Raw genomic sequence first — 14,382 nt, 5'->3', positions numbered from 1 at the left:
CGGGCTTGCCCGCGAACAGGCCGGGCCTGCTTACTCGGCTATCTGCAACTTGCGCGCTTGGGTATACACGTACCGCACCTTCTCGTACTCGAACGGCGAGTTCAGCTGCCCATAGCGGAATTTGGTGGTGTAGCGCTTGTCCACCACCTGCAAGGCAAAGATTTCCGGATGGTCGGTGCTAGCTTCGGCCACATTCAGGTAGTTGATGGCCTGCTCGCCCGCATAGTCCACCACCACCCCGGTGGTATCGCGCAGGTTCGATGGCCCCAGCACCGGCAGCATCAGGTACGGCCCGTCAGGCACGCCGTAGAAGCCCAGGGTCTGGCCAAAGTCTTCGCTCTGACGCGGCAGGCCCATGCTGGTGGCCGGGTCCCATAGCCCACCCACACCAATGATGGTGTTGAACATCAGCCGCGCCGTGATCTCCGCCGAGCGCTTGGCTTTCAGCTGCAGCACGCTGTTGAACAGGTTCGGCACATCGCCGATGTTGTTGAAGAAATTGCTTACCCCGGTACGCACGAAGCGCGGGGTGACGTACTGGTAGCCACTCACCAGCGGCAGCAGCACCCATTGGTCCAGCCGGTAGTTAAAGTGGTAGATGCGCCGGTTGATCGACTCCAGCGGGTCGTACACGTTCAGCGCCTCCAGGGTAGAGCGCTCGAACTCGCGCTGGTCCAGCCCGGGGTTGAATTTCAACTCGCGCAGCGGGTCGAGAAAGCCGTCTGCTTCGGGCGCCAGTGGTGCGGCAGTCACCTGAGGGTCGGCTTCGACCACGCTGGCCCGTGGGGCGGTTTCGGCGGCCAGCGCGTGGCCGGCAGCCAGCAGGGCAGTGGCAAAGAGGAGTTTGTTAACCACGGAAGAACTCCAGCATGGCGTCACTGTTGACGCGGTAGTTGAGGTTGCCGCAATGGCCGCCATGGGGGTAAAGGGTCAGCCGGTCACCAAACACCTTGCGCAGGAAGCCGATATCGCCGGGGCCAAGGATGACGTCGTCAGCGTTGTGCATCACGGCAATCTTGTCGCTGCTGCGCAGGTAGTCTTCCAGGGCATACAGGCTTACCTGGTTGACCAGTTGCAGGATGCTGTTGCCGTCGGTGCGGGCGCGCCACATGGGGATCACCTGCTCGGTCATGTAGCAGTCGAAGTCGCACTGCAGGGCACGTTTGAAGAACGGCGTGAGGCTACTGCCCTCGGTGATCGGAAACTTCGGCGGAATGATCAGGCCACGGCGGTTGATCAGGTCGGAGGTAAAGGCAATGTCGGCCGCCGAGAAGCGGAACGAGGTGCCGATCAGCATGGCCATCTGTTCGTTGGACAAGTGCTGGCGCGACTGCTGGAAGTCGTACAGCAGGGCGTCATTGAGGTCGATGTAGCCCTTGTCCTGGAAGTAGCGCGTGAGCTTTTGCAACATCAGCTCGTAGAAGGTGGTGCTGCGGTCGATGCCCTTGACCTGGGTTTGCACCAGCTTGTCCAGGTTGTTGATCGAGGTGTACAGGTTGACTGGCGGGTTCAGCAGCAGCACGCGCTTGAAGTTGAAGCTGCGGCGGGTTTCGTCCAGGTGGCTGACGAAGGCCGCATCCAGCGCACCCAGGCTGTAGCCGGTGAGGTAGAAGTCACTGACTGGCAGGCGCGGGTGCTGGGCGCGCACGGCCTGCATCACCCGGTACATGTCTTCGGCGTCATCCTTGCTGACACCGGGGGTGGCAAAGCGCGAAGCGGCGCTCATGAAGTCGTAGCTGGTGGGCGACGACAATTGCACTACGTGGAAACCGGCCTGATAGAACAGCTTTTTCAGGTATTCGTTGATGCTGCTGGAGTACGGTGCGCCGGTACCCGCAATGATGAAGATCAGCGGCGCCTCGCGGTCCTGGCGGGCCAGGCGGTACTTGAGTTTTTTCACTGCCCAGAAGTTGTCGGGCAGGGTGAACTCACGCTCCGGGCGCAGGTTGAGGCTGTAGTCGGACTGTGTGATTTCGTCGTCGCTGGGCAGGGTCGGGCGCTGGTCCGGCGGCGTGGTGGCGATGGTGGCCTCGAACGGGTTGGTCAAGGGGTAGCCATAACTCGCGGCGTCGATGTCCCGCGCCGAAGCGGCCACAGCCATGAGCAGGCTGCCGAGCAGGGCAGCGAGGCGCAAAGATCGAAGCATGTAGTCCCCCAAAAGAACGCAAGGTCGAGCGGTGTGCAGGCTAGGACCACATCAACGCAGGCAAAGTTGCCTGGCGCGGTGGCCTTTGGTGTGCCGGTTATCTGCAACATAGCTGCAGGGTTGTGATTTTGCCTTACATCGGGGCATAAGCGATCATGGATGCTTTCGATTACCGCTATTGGAGAACGGGATGTCTCGTACGCTGCCGGCTGCGCTGCTTGTGCTGTTTCTGGGGTTGTGGCTTGCGGCCAGTTATGGCGTGCGTTACGGCTTGATGGAGGACGGGCAGTGGGTGGGGTTGTGTACGACACCTGCGGCGTACTGGCAGTGTGAGGTGCGGTCGTTGCTGGGATTGGGCATTCACCATCAGGTGATGGCCTGGTCCGGGCTGGGCCTTGCGTTGTTGGCGCAGGTGGTGACCCGCCGCACCGGCTGGTGGCTGGCGGTGTTGGCCCTGCTCTTCGCGGTACCAGCGCTTGTGCTGTATACCGCCAGCATTGCGGTGTTTGCGCTGGTGCTGGCGGGGTTGCGGTTGGTTCGGTAATTGCAGTGGGGCTCAAAGGTGCATGCCTTGGGTACTGCGGTGGGGCGGAAATCGAGCGCCCCCCACGCGGCGCATCGCGAGCTGCGCTCGCTCCTACGTTTATTTCGGGCCAGTGATGCCTGTGACAGGCGCGCGCGACTGCCTGGTTTGTACGACGCGATATTGCGCCTTGCGCCAAGGCGTACGCGCTCAAATCCCACAGGAATAATTGGCCCGAAATAAACGTAGGAGCGAGCGCAGCTCGCGATGCGCCGCGTGGGCGGCGCTCGATTTCCGCCCCACCATAGCAATCAAGCCGAACGCAGCCGCAAGCTCCGCCACAAAGCCGCTGTCATTAGCACACTCACCACCGCCCAGCCCCAAGCCTGCTGGTTTTCCAGCCCTTCCACGAACAACTGCGGCGCCACCCCGGCCCCAACAATGAACGCCAGCAGCGCCACCTCGGCACGCCGTGCCCGTACCGGCCACAGCACATAGACCAGCGCCGGCAACGCCAGCGCCGCACTGGGGAAGCTGCGATAGCGTGGGTCGAACACCATCGCCAACATGCTCACCGCTGCGGCAAAGCCCGCCGCCAGCAACAGCCAGCCTGCCCGTGCCTGTAGCCAGGCGAACAACCGCTCGCGCCAGCCGGCCCGCTGCGCCAGGGCCAGCAACACGTGGGCCAGCACCAGCAGGTTCAACCCGGCCAGCGCCACCGCCCATACCCACTCCCCGGCAAAGCGCGCATGGGTGCGCATCAGCTCACCCCACAACCCCAGGCATCCGGCGCCAAACGCCGCCAGCAATGGCAGCAGCAAGGCTGCCTGAACCGTTGCGGGGCGCCCGGCAAGTAACAGCATGGCCAGCATCAACAATGCGCAGGCCAGCAACCACTGCGGCCAGTAATGCAGGTTGCTCACCGGCCCCTCCAGCACGCCCTTGTCCTGCCGGTCGGCATCGTAAAGCCCCCAGTAACCGCCGACGGCCCCCTCGTTGGCACGTTTCCAGGGTTGGTCGAATGCTTCGATCAGGTTGTAGCGCCAGCCGTTGCTCTCAGCCATGGCCACAAAGCCGCGAATGAAACGCGCCTCGTTGACCCGGCTGGGCACTGCGGTCTCCCGCTGGCGCCCTTCGCTGGGCCAGCCGGTTTCGCCGATCAGGATGTCTTTGGGGGCGAAGCGTGTGCCGAACACCCTGCGCACATCGGCCACATGGGCCAAGGCTTCGTCGATACCGCGTGGGTCGTCTTCCCAGTAGGGCAAGAGGTGGATAGTCAAGAAGTCCACCTGCGGCGCTACCTGCGGGTGCTGCAGCCAGAACTCCCATACATCCGCGTAGGTCACCGGCACCTTCACCTGGCGCTTCACACGGGCGATCAGCGTGGCCAGGTGTGCGCCGGTCACCTCTTTGCGCAGCAAGGTTTCGTTGCCGACGATCACCGCGCTGACCACATCCGGGTTGGCGTTGGCGGCGGCAATCAGCAGGTCGATTTCCCTGTCGGTATCGGCCGGGTGGGCGTTGACCCAGGCACCCAGCATCACTTTCAGGCCATGCTTGCGCGCCAGCGCGGGGATTGCCTCAAGACCGGTCATGGAATAGGTGCGGATGCACTGGAATCGCTCAGCCAGCAACGCAAGGTCGGCGTCCATGCGTGCCGGGCGCAGGCGAAACGGCTGGTCGTAGGGCGACTGGTCCTTGTCGAACGGCGTGTAGGACGCGCACTGCAACTTGTGCGTCGGGCTGGCCGCATCCGGCAGGTGCACCGGCTTGCCAAGCCCGTACCAGAGCCCTGCAAGCCCCAGCAGGGCCAACAGGCAGGCAAGCAGGTACAACGGCAACAGCAGGCGGGCAGAGCTGGGCATCGGGCGGTCCATCGTCAGGCGCAAAAGGGTAGATAGTAGCCCGGCGCCAACGCTTTGGCATGCAAGGATCGCGCAGGCCGGCGTGAGCCGATGGCGCTAATGGCACAGTGCTGTCGCATATGGGGCGGGTACAGGTCGCAGCTGGATCAGGTCGCCCGGTGTTGCAGGCAGATGATGGAATCTCCTAGACCTGACGAGGGGATGCTTTGATGGCTGCGATAAAAAGAATGCGACGTTTACTGGGTGTGGGCACCGCCCTGGTAATGGCCATGAGCGCTGCACAGGCAATGGCCAAAGAAGTAAGCATCGGTTACGTGGATGGTTGGGCCGACAGCGTGGCCACCACCAACGTGGCTGCAGAAGTGATCAAGCAGAAGCTCGGCTACGACGTGAAGTTGCAGGCCGTGGCCACGGGCATCATGTGGCAGGGTGTGGCAACCGGCAAGCTCGATGCGATGTTGTCGGCCTGGTTGCCCGTCACCCATGGCGAGTATTGGGCCAAGAACAAGGACAACGTGGTCGACTACGGCCCCAACTTCAAGGACGCCAAGATCGGCCTGATCGTGCCCGAGTACGTCAAGGCGGTGAGCATTGCCGACCTCAAGACCGACAGCAGCTTCAAGCAGAAGATTGTCGGCATCGACGCCGGCTCCGGCGTAATGCTCAAGACCGACCAGGCGATCAAGGACTACGACCTGACAGGCTACAAGCTGCAGGCAAGCTCCGGTGCGGCCATGACCGCGGAGCTGGGCCGTGCCTATGCCAAGCAGCAGTCGATTGCGGTCACTGGCTGGGTACCGCACTGGATGTTCGCCAAATGGAAGCTGAAGTTCCTCGAAGACCCGAAAGGCGTGTATGGCGCGGCGGAAACCGTGAACAGCATTGGCAGCAAGGAACTGGCGACCAAGGCGCCGGAGGTGGCGGAGTTCCTGAAGAAGTTCAGCTGGCAGTCGAAGGACGAGATTGGCGAGGTGATGCTGGCGATTCAGGAAGGCGCCAAGCCTGAAGCAGCGGCCAAGGACTGGGTGGCCAAGCACCCTGATCGCGTGAAGGAGTGGACAGGTAAGTAATCTACTTCAACGTCCGGTTTTTCTGCTTCGCGGGCTTGCCCGCTCCCACAGGTCTATCACTGCCTTCAGGCCTTGTGATGCCCCCTGTGGGGGCGGGCATGCCCGCGAAAGGGCCTTCACTTTGTTACGCAATCGGTAAAACACCGTTGCATCTAAGACTAAGGTCGTCTGGCTGCCGTCCAACAGCCGCATAAAGTAAGGGCGTGGGTTTCATCCCCTACCTGTGCTGCTAGGACAAAAACAATGAACGACAGCATTTACCTCTCGATACAAAACAGCCCCCGCTTCAAGGAGCTGGTCACCAAACGCGAACGGTTCGCCTGGATACTCTCAGCGATCATGCTCGGCCTGTACTGCGCCTTCATCCTCCTGATCGCCTACGGTCCTCAGATACTGGGCGCCAAGCTCAGCCCTGAGTCGTCGATTACCTGGGGCATTCCCCTGGGCGTCGGCCTGATCGTTTCGGCATTTGTCCTGACCGCCATCTACGTGCGCCGCGCCAACGGCGAATTCGATGAGCTGAACAAGGCCATCCTGAAGGAGGCGCAACAATGATTCGCCACGCCAAAACCCTGGCCGTACTGGCCTGCGGAGCCTTCGCACCCGCCGTGTGGGCTGCCGATGCCCTGACCGGCGAGGTGCAGAAGCAACCGCTGAACGTTTCCGCCATCGCCATGTTCGTGGCCTTCGTCGCCTTCACCCTCGGCATCACCTACTGGGCCTCCAAACGCAACAAGTCGGCGTCGGACTACTACGCTGCCGGCGGCAAGATCACTGGTTTCCAGAACGGCCTGGCAATCGCCGGCGACTACATGTCGGCCGCCTCGTTCCTGGGTATTTCCGCGCTGGTGTTCACCTCTGGCTACGATGGCCTGATCTACTCCATCGGCTTCCTGGTCGGCTGGCCGATCATCCTCTTCCTGATTGCCGAACGCCTGCGCAACCTGGGCAAATACACCTTTGCCGACGTGGCCTCGTACCGCCTCGGGCAGAAGGAAATCCGCACCCTGTCGGCCTCCGGTTCGCTGGTGGTGGTGGCGTTCTACCTGATCGCCCAGATGGTCGGTGCCGGCAAGCTGATCGAGCTGCTGTTCGGCCTGGACTACCACGTCGCGGTGATCCTGGTGGGTATCCTGATGTGCCTGTACGTGCTGTTTGGCGGCATGCTGGCCACCACCTGGGTGCAGATCATCAAGGCAGTGCTGCTGCTGTCCGGTGCCAGCTTCATGGCGCTGATGGTGATGAAGCACGTAGGCTTCGACTTCAATACCCTGTTCTCGGAAGCGATCAAGGTGCACAGCAAGGGCGAGGCGATCATGAGCCCGGGCGGCCTGGTCAAGGACCCGATCTCGGCCTTCTCGCTGGGCCTGGCACTGATGTTCGGTACCGCTGGCCTGCCGCACATCCTGATGCGCTTCTTCACCGTCAGTGACGCGAAGGAAGCGCGCAAGAGCGTGCTGTACGCCACCGGCTTCATCGGCTATTTCTACATCCTGACCTTCATCATCGGCTTCGGCGCGATTCTGCTGGTCAGCACCAACCCGGACTTCAAGGACGCCGCCGGCGCCTTGCTGGGTGGCAACAACATGGCAGCCGTGCACCTGGCCAATGCGGTGGGTGGCAGCGTGTTCCTGGGCTTCATCTCGGCGGTCGCCTTCGCCACCATTCTGGCGGTGGTTGCCGGCCTGACCCTGGCCGGTGCCTCGGCGGTGTCCCACGACCTGTACGCCAGCGTATGGCGCAAGGGCAAGGCCAACGACAAGGACGAGATCCGCGTATCGAAAATCACTACCGTCGCCCTGGGCGTGCTGGCGATCGGCCTGGGTATCCTGTTCGAGAAGCAGAACATCGCCTTCATGGTTGGCCTGGCGTTCTCCATCGCGGCCAGCTGCAACTTCCCGGTACTGCTGCTTTCGATGTACTGGAAAAAGCTGACCACCCGCGGCGCGATGATTGGTGGCTGGCTGGGGCTGGTAAGTGCGGTGACGCTGATGATCCTCGGCCCGACCATCTGGGTACAGATCCTCGGCCACGAGAAACCGATCTACCCGTACGAGTACCCGGCGCTGTTCTCGATGGCCATTGCCTTCGTCAGCATCTGGTTCTTCTCGGTCACCGACAAGTCCAAGGCGGCTGAAGACGAACGCGCGCTGTTCTTCCCGCAGTTCGTGCGTTCGCAGACTGGCCTGGGTGCCAGTGGGGCGGTGTCTCACTAATCAGGTAATTGGGGCCGCAAAGCGGCCCCAATGTGCTTGGTATTCTCCTGCGGAAGTGCTCCCCCTCTGAATTGTCGTTAGGAAATGTCAACAACTCGCTCGGATAGTTCCCGTATTTACGTTGTGGGTAACTGCGGATACTCCTGCCTGTCAACGGCGCTTAGCCTGATTGACCTTCAATCAAAGCTTATGTCTACAGATTTCCAGGAGATCTATTCGTGAAAGCACTCATGCTGGCACTTCCATTTGCTGCTCTCGTTGCAGGCCCAGCCATGGCCGAAGACCCGATCGAGAAACAGGTGCTGATTACAGCTACCGTGCCTACCGCCAACTTCTACGTCGAGCCCGTCGGCGGCAACTGGATGAATGACCCGCAGGAAATGGCCTGGAACTCGTTTCAAGGCACCCTGACCCCGGTCCGCAAGCAACTGCAAGCCAAGAGCACCATCGGCCCGATCACTGCCCACCTGCTGTCGCCAGCCGTGGTCAGCAGCGGTCTGGACTCCATCGGCCTGGATGTGAAGATCGGCGACACGCTGCTCACCACCAATGCGACCGAAATTCTCACCGAGACCCAGGCTTTACCCGGAGCCATCGTCGACTTCGAAGTGGCAGCGCAAACCCCGGCCGGTGGCTACAAGCCAGGCAACTACCAAGGCCTGGTCAGCATGATGTTCGAAACCGCTGCGCCCTGATCCCCGCACTGTTCCCCTTCTTTCATCCGTTGTTGCTCACCTTCACCCCTTGCGTCGCGCCGGGGGTGAGGGCAGCGTCTTGCTTGCAGACAGGGTCATGGCCTTTTCCTTAACTATAAAGACTTTGCTGCTGACGGCATGTCTTGCTGTGCTGCCGGTTGCCGCCCAGGCGTCTGACCGTGCAATGGGCGTGGTTAGCCAGGCCCAAGGCTTGCCACGGGAATTCGAGGAGCACTTTTTTGACGTGCCGCTGGCCGTGCGTGTGGACCTGGATGGCCGCTACCTGGGTGATGCCATGGTGGTGCTCAGCCGCGATGAGCGTGTGCAGCTGCTGGAGTTCACCGACCACTTCGACAGCCGCGAGCCAGAAACCCTGCGCCGCCGCTGGCAGGAGCGGCTAACTTCTGGTCGCCCGTTGGGCGACTGCAAGCGCGACTGCCCGGACGGTTTGCGCGCTATCCACTACAGCTTGGTCAACTCGCAGCTGTCCTTGCTGACCCACGCCGCCGAGCTGGCCGGCGACGCACCGCGCTACCACGCCTTGCCCGAACAGGGCGGCGGGCTGCTGCTGCGCAACCAACTCAACCTGGCCAGCGATGGCCGCGACACCAGTGGCCTGTTTTCTCTGGCAGGCCAGGGCAGTGTCGGTAACTGGACCACCCTGGCCGATGCCCAGCTTGACCGTGGCAGCGTCGGCAGTCAGCAAACCCGGCACCGGGTCAGCCAGCTGTACGCCGAGCGTTTGCACGATGACCACTTCTTTCGCCTGGGCTATTTTACCCCCGGCAACCAAGGACTCACCCGCCAGCCGCGGCTGCTGGGGCAGAGTCCCGATACCACGCTTGGCCTGATGTTCGGCAGCAGCGACAGCCTGTTGATCGACAACGGCCAGCCCAGCTCGACTCCCATCTACGTCACCCCCAATCGCCCCGGCGTGGTGGAGATCTACCGCAATGGCTCGCTGATCAACAGCCAGACGGTGCAGCCTGGCTTGCAAGCACTGGATACCCGGGTGTTGCCAGGTGGCATCTACCAGGTCGAGGTGCGCCTGCTGGAAGACGGCCAGGAAACTGCACGCACCGAGGAGTTCGTCTACAAGCCCAACAGCTGGCGCAACCCCGACAGCCGCTGGCGCTACAACCTGTACCTGGGCCAGCAGGCCAGCCTGCTCAGCAACTGGGACGAGGATCACGACGACAGCCTCAGCGCCGGTGTCATGGCCAACTACCTGCTGCACCCGCGGGCGGTACTTGGCGTGTCCGTGCAGCAGGTGGAAGAAGCCATGCAATACGGTACCTCGCTGGACTGGGACGCACTCGATCGGCTCAAGCTCTACGGCAACCTCTACCGTACCGAGAACCAGGGCGATGGTTATGACCTGCAAGTGATCCACAACCACGACCTGGGCTCGCTGGTGTTCAGCCACAGCCGCTCCTGGCTGGAAACGGTCAGTCGCCCGACCCACAGCCAGTTCGTGCGCTACCAGGAACAGAGCCAGACCTCCCTGTTGCTGACCCACCGCCTGAGCAACCGCAGCACCGCCACCATTCGCCTGGCCCACAGTTCGGGGGCCGCCGATGGCCTCGGCATCGACCTGGGCTGGTCGTACTACGGCAAGCTGTTGGGCTCTGACGCCAACTGGCGCCTGAGCCTGTTCGACCGCCCTGGCACCCGCAGCAGCGGTGACGAGCGCAGCCGTGGCGTCAACCTGGCCGTGAGCATGAGCCTGGGTGGCCCCGGCGAGCGCATTGCCGCCAGCATCGGTAGCCGCACCGCCCATGACGGTGGGCGCGATCAGAATGCTTCGCTGTCCTACCAGCGCGACGTCGACCTAGGCGTGGTGCGCAGCCTCGGCGGCAGCGTCACGGCGGACCGCTACGGCGCCGGTTTCGGCGGCACGGCTCAGTTCCAGAACCAGGCGCTGTACGGCGACGCCTACGCGCAGAGTTCGTCCTACAACGGCGAAGTCAGCGCCGGGCTCAACCTGCAGAGCATCGTCGCGGTGGGGGAAGGCAAGCTGGCCATGAGCGGCCAGTACCTGCCCCACGATGCCGGGCTGATCGTCGATGTCGAGAGCGACATAGAAGGCTTGGCCCTGCGCGCCGACGACCAGTATGGGCTGAGCGCCACGCTGCACCCCGGTCGTAACGTGATCCCGGTTGGCGCCTACAAGTCCGGCTATGTGCAGTTCGACCTGGATGGCGACAACGAAGCGGCGGCGGTGATCCAGCCGACCAGTTTCGACTACCACCTCAACCGGGGCGGGGTGGGCTATCGCAAGTTGCGGGTGATGCGCACGGTGACCGTGCTGGGGCGGCTGCTCGATCGACATGGGCAACCGATGCAAGGGGCGCAGGTGGTCAATCACGCCAGCCGTAGCGTGAGCGAAGCTGGGGGGCATTTTGCTGTGGAGATGAGTGAGTCGACGCCGACGCTGGAGGTGCGCAAGGGAGGGCAGGCGCTGTGCCTGCTTGAGCTGAAAGTGGCGCAGATCGAGCGTGAGGGAGATGTATTGCTGGCTGGCGATCTAGCCTGTGAGCCGGGCAAAGTTGCTCAGGCCGGGTCATTGCATACGGGGGACAAGGGGTGAGTGGGTACCGGATTATCAGAACGGCTTTGCGCCTGCCTTTGGGGGTATGGTTGCTCCTTGGCCTGGCAACACCCGGACGGGATGCTGTCGCCCTGGAGGCGCTTGTCAGTGCTCAATACCTGGGGGATGCTTCGGGTGACTTCGAAAATACCACCCCGCTGGCTGCGTATTGCCAACGCTGGTCTGCAGACTGCCGCGAAATGCGCGCCATGCAGCTTCCCATTACCTATGCCAGGACGACGGTGAAGAACAGTGGTGATGTCCGTGACAATTTTTACGTTCAACTGCCCTCGGCCAGGGCTGTGGATGTGTTTCACACAAGCACGGGGGAGTCCCATCGTCTGAACTTTGAGTTTCTTGGCGTCAGTCAGCAGGTTCAGGGTACCCCGGAGTTGCGCGTCAACCCGGTCTGGACACGGGAAATCAGGGGTGGTTGCTCTTATCGGCAGACATTCGGTTATGCCGGCAGCCCTTTTGCGACGCATTACCTGTGGCTGGTACGCAATCCAAGCTCACCCTCCGGGTGCCATTCCATTCATGGGGCGATGCCGAACGGTTATACCGTTGAAACTTCGGTTAGCAACATGGGTATCGCCTATCGGCTGACCATGCCTGAGCCCAATCGCATGAAGCCCGGTTTTTATACCGGCAGCCTGACTTACAGTATCGGACCGGGCGGCGACTTCGATTTTGGCAATGGTGTCAGCGCTCTGAATGGCAGCAGCTTGACGTTGAACTTCGAACTTGACGTACAGCATGCCTTCGTCTTCGAGTTTCCACCTGGATCGGACCGTGCCGTGCTGGAGCCCCCAGGGGGATGGGGGGCGTGGCTCGGGGGGAGGGGGGCGCCCCAGCGGTTGCTCAGGGATTTGCCGTTTCGGCTGTGGTCCACCGGGCCTTTTAAAGTTTACAAGTTATGCCGGCATTATTCGGGTACCGGTTGCGGTATCCGCAATGACGCAAACCATGAGGTACCTGTTGCCGTTGCATTGACCTTGCCCGGCGGCATTCGGCACCAAGGCGGTCTGGTGAGTAAGCTCGAGCTGCCTACCGGTCGCGATGCTGCGCTCTCTTTCGAGTCGGTGATGCCGGTGCTCAACCAGTCGGGGCAGTTGCATTTCGAGGTTGGTGGCGAAGATGTGAAAGCCATGATCGAGCATCCCGGCAGCCGCTACGAGGGAGAGGTGACGGTGGTTTTCGACGCCCAGCTATAAGGGCGGAAGCTGTCTTTAGGAAATCTCCTCAAACGATTAGGAAATTTCCTGCATTTTGTGTGTGAGCACAAGACCACAATCACTTCAGTGATGCTGATTGGCTATCAGAGGCTTTTTGCTATGAGGAATTTTGCGTGAAATCATTTCGCTATTTCTGCCTGGCCTGGGCCATGCTGCCTTGCCTGGCCCAGGCGGGGCCCGAACTGAATGTGGGCGGGCTATACGACTACCTGGAAGAAGGCAAGAGCACCTTGCTCAAGCGCGTACGCAACGGCGGTGATTCTACGGCCTTCGTCAAGGTCAGCGTGGTTGAGCTGGTGTATGACGGCAGTGGCCCGCCCCGTGAAGTCGCCCTCGAAGGCCTGGCACTGGAGCAGCGCGGCCTGGTGGTCAGCCCGGCGCGGCTGATCGTGCCGTCGCGGGGCATGCAGGCCGTGCGCCTGCTGTACCGCGGCGAGCGCGACAAGGAGCGCTACTACCGCCTGCGCTTCATCCCGGTGCTGCCGGAACTGGGCGACGGCTTTGCCGTCAGCGAAGCCGAAGCTGAGCAGTACCGCGACAGCCTCAAGGCCGGCGTCAACCTCCTGGCCGGCTACGGCACGCTGTTGTTCGTGCGCCCCGACCAGACCCGCTACCACACCCCGATCCGCCGCCAGGGCGGTGCGCTGACCGTAACCAACCAGGGCAACGCCACCGTGGTGCTCGACCACTTCCGCCAGTGCCAGGCGCAGGACCAGGTGTGCGAGCCGGCCACCAAGCATCATCTGCTGCCAGGGCGTACCCGCCAGTTCGAAGGGCAGGCGGCCAAGGTGCATCAGTTCGAGTTGCACGAAGGCGCTGAGCGCAAGCCGATGTTACTGGAGGGATGAAAACCATGGCGCGTACCCGCAGGGTTTTGGTCTGGTTGCTGACCGCCCTTGCCTTGCCGATGTCGTTTGTAGAGGCAGCACAAGTGACGATCTCTGCCCAGTATCGTGGCGGTGGCTCGGGCCGTTTCGACAATACAACGCCACCCGGCGGTATGTGCCAGTACATGCCCTATACCTGTAGAACCCGCCAGACAGTCGCGTTGCCTATCACGTATACCAAGCAAACCACAAAGGATGCGGCGGATGTGCGTGATCAATTCTATGTGCAGCTGCCCGGTCGCAAGCAGATCGATGTCTATCATGAGCAAACCGGTGAGCCACGGCAGATTACTTTCGACTGGTCGGCAATCAGTCAAGAAGTCCACGGCAGCGATGTGACACGTATTGCACCAGGCAATAGAGACGTGCGTGGTGGATGCCGGATGGTCACCACCGTGTCCCAATACCGGCCCCCGATAGTCAGGTACTTGTGGGATATGACAAGCCCGGCAGCACCTCAGCCCTGTTCGGTCTCCGTGCTTCAGGGGGGCAGTGGTCAGAGGGACACTGTCGATGTGACCGACACCAGCGTCGCCTACCAGTTGAATCTGCCGCCGCCCTATCGCCTTCCTGCCGGCATCTACCGCGGCAGCGTGGTGTATAGCGTAGGCCCGGGAGGGGATTTCGACTTCGGCAACCAGGTCAGTGGCCTGAGCACCAACACCCTGACGGTCGATTTCGTGCTCGATGTCCAGCACGCGTTCATCTTCGAATTTCCTCCCGGCTCCGACCGCGCGGTGCTCGAACCTCGAGGCGGCTGGAAATCCCGGCTGTCGGGAGGGCGGCCGCCGCAGAGGCTGTATCGAGACCTGCCGTTTCGGGTGTGGTCCACCGGGCCGTTCAAGGCCTACAAGCTGTGCCAGTACAACATGGCCGGCACCTGTGCCATCCGCAATGCAGATCAGCACCAGGTACCGGTGGGGATATCCCTCAGCCTGCCTGCCGGCATTCAGCATCGCGGTCAGGCCGTTGAACGTGTACCGCTGCCAACCGGCAGGGGCGCTGCGTTGCAGTTCGAAGCGGCTACGCCGGCGCTCAACCGGCCCGGGCAATTGCATTTCGAGGTTGCGAGCGCTGCGGTGGGCGAAATGCTCGACCATGCCGGCAGTACCTACAACGGCATGGCCACCGTGGTGTTCGATGCCGAATTCTAAG

Annotated in this window: 12 protein-coding genes; 9 read left to right on the top strand and 3 right to left on the bottom strand. The window is 62.1% G+C overall.

From position 1 onward, the window contains the following. Positions 1-30: 30 nt before the first annotated feature. Both ACF8R4_RS11395 and ACF8R4_RS11390 read right to left on the bottom strand, forming a co-directional pair. A complete protein-coding gene (locus tag ACF8R4_RS11395) occupies positions 31-855 on the bottom strand; it encodes a VacJ family lipoprotein (protein WP_082426333.1) in 825 nt (274 codons plus the stop codon). Further along, positions 848-2,146, bottom strand: a complete 1,299-nt coding sequence (locus tag ACF8R4_RS11390) for a serine/threonine protein kinase (protein ID WP_060497577.1) — start codon at positions 2,144-2,146, stop codon at positions 848-850. The genes ACF8R4_RS11395 and ACF8R4_RS11390 overlap by 8 nt, the downstream gene beginning before the upstream one ends. Before the next feature lie 190 nt (positions 2,147-2,336). Here ACF8R4_RS11390 and ACF8R4_RS11385 point away from each other — a divergent pair, with 190 nt between their 5' ends. Then, positions 2,337-2,690 carry a hypothetical protein gene (locus ACF8R4_RS11385; protein WP_060497576.1) on the top strand — a complete coding sequence of 118 codons (354 nt, stop codon included), beginning with the start codon at positions 2,337-2,339 and terminating at the stop codon, positions 2,688-2,690. A 290-nt stretch (positions 2,691-2,980) separates the two neighbouring features. On the opposite strand, the gene ACF8R4_RS11380 is transcribed toward ACF8R4_RS11385, so the two are convergent. Further along, entirely contained in the window at positions 2,981-4,546 is a 1,566-nt protein-coding gene (locus tag ACF8R4_RS11380; protein WP_104834138.1) for a beta (1-6) glucans synthase, read from the bottom strand. 197 nt (positions 4,547-4,743) lie between these two features. Here ACF8R4_RS11380 and ACF8R4_RS11375 point away from each other — a divergent pair, with 197 nt between their 5' ends. The 8 genes from ACF8R4_RS11375 to ACF8R4_RS11340 all read left to right on the top strand — a co-directional run bounded on the left by ACF8R4_RS11375 (position 4,744) and on the right by ACF8R4_RS11340 (position 14,381). After that, positions 4,744-5,604 carry a glycine betaine ABC transporter substrate-binding protein gene (locus ACF8R4_RS11375; RefSeq protein ID WP_060497574.1) on the top strand — a complete coding sequence of 287 codons (861 nt, stop codon included), beginning with the start codon at positions 4,744-4,746 and terminating at the stop codon, positions 5,602-5,604. A 243-nt stretch (positions 5,605-5,847) separates the two neighbouring features. After that, positions 5,848-6,159, top strand: a complete 312-nt coding sequence (locus tag ACF8R4_RS11370) for a DUF485 domain-containing protein (protein ID WP_054900493.1) — start codon at positions 5,848-5,850, stop codon at positions 6,157-6,159. Next, entirely contained in the window at positions 6,156-7,820 is a 1,665-nt protein-coding gene (locus ACF8R4_RS11365) for a cation acetate symporter (RefSeq protein ID WP_060497573.1), read from the top strand. The genes ACF8R4_RS11370 and ACF8R4_RS11365 overlap by 4 nt, the downstream gene beginning before the upstream one ends. A 218-nt stretch (positions 7,821-8,038) precedes the next feature. Next, a complete protein-coding gene (locus ACF8R4_RS11360; RefSeq protein ID WP_060497572.1) occupies positions 8,039-8,515 on the top strand; it encodes a CS1 type fimbrial major subunit in 477 nt (158 codons plus the stop codon). A gap of 97 nt (positions 8,516-8,612) precedes the next feature. Further along, positions 8,613-11,105: a TcfC E-set like domain-containing protein gene (locus tag ACF8R4_RS11355; protein WP_104834139.1), complete on the top strand. Its 2,493-nt coding sequence runs from the start codon at positions 8,613-8,615 to the stop codon at positions 11,103-11,105. Between the two features lie 26 nt (positions 11,106-11,131). Beyond that, positions 11,132-12,319 carry a hypothetical protein gene (locus tag ACF8R4_RS11350; RefSeq protein ID WP_392492406.1) on the top strand — a complete coding sequence of 396 codons (1,188 nt, stop codon included), beginning with the start codon at positions 11,132-11,134 and terminating at the stop codon, positions 12,317-12,319. Between the two features lie 170 nt (positions 12,320-12,489). Then, a complete protein-coding gene (locus ACF8R4_RS11345; protein WP_060497594.1) occupies positions 12,490-13,188 on the top strand; it encodes a hypothetical protein in 699 nt (232 codons plus the stop codon). 5 nt (positions 13,189-13,193) lie between these two features. Then, positions 13,194-14,381 carry a hypothetical protein gene (locus tag ACF8R4_RS11340; protein WP_177337075.1) on the top strand — a complete coding sequence of 396 codons (1,188 nt, stop codon included), beginning with the start codon at positions 13,194-13,196 and terminating at the stop codon, positions 14,379-14,381. Position 14,382 lies beyond the last annotated feature (1 nt).

Origin of the sequence: Pseudomonas sp. FYR_2, assembly GCF_043106425.1 — a bacterium.
GTDB classification, from domain to species: domain Bacteria; phylum Pseudomonadota; class Gammaproteobacteria; order Pseudomonadales; family Pseudomonadaceae; genus Aquipseudomonas; species Aquipseudomonas monteilii.
The sequence above is the reverse complement of the archived record's forward strand: the minus strand, read 5'-3'. Positions and strand labels throughout refer to the sequence as shown.

Excerpts from the sequence above, each read along its gene's own strand:
- ACF8R4_RS11370 (WP_054900493.1), top strand. The coding sequence starts at position 5,848 with ATGAACGACAGCATTTACCTCTCGATACAAAACAGCCCCCGCTTCAAG.
- ACF8R4_RS11340 (WP_177337075.1), top strand. The coding sequence starts at position 13,194 with ATGGCGCGTACCCGCAGGGTTTTGGTCTGGTTGCTGACCGCCCTTGCC.
- ACF8R4_RS11345 (WP_060497594.1), top strand. The coding sequence starts at position 12,490 with ATGCTGCCTTGCCTGGCCCAGGCGGGGCCCGAACTGAATGTGGGCGGG.
- ACF8R4_RS11365 (WP_060497573.1), top strand. The coding sequence starts at position 6,156 with ATGATTCGCCACGCCAAAACCCTGGCCGTACTGGCCTGCGGAGCCTTC.
- ACF8R4_RS11380 (WP_104834138.1), bottom strand. The coding sequence starts at position 4,546 with ATGGACCGCCCGATGCCCAGCTCTGCCCGCCTGCTGTTGCCGTTGTAC.
- ACF8R4_RS11390 (WP_060497577.1), bottom strand. The coding sequence starts at position 2,146 with ATGCTTCGATCTTTGCGCCTCGCTGCCCTGCTCGGCAGCCTGCTCATG.
- ACF8R4_RS11375 (WP_060497574.1), top strand. The coding sequence starts at position 4,744 with ATGGCTGCGATAAAAAGAATGCGACGTTTACTGGGTGTGGGCACCGCC.
- ACF8R4_RS11385 (WP_060497576.1), top strand. The coding sequence starts at position 2,337 with ATGTCTCGTACGCTGCCGGCTGCGCTGCTTGTGCTGTTTCTGGGGTTG.
- ACF8R4_RS11355 (WP_104834139.1), top strand. The coding sequence starts at position 8,613 with ATGGCCTTTTCCTTAACTATAAAGACTTTGCTGCTGACGGCATGTCTT.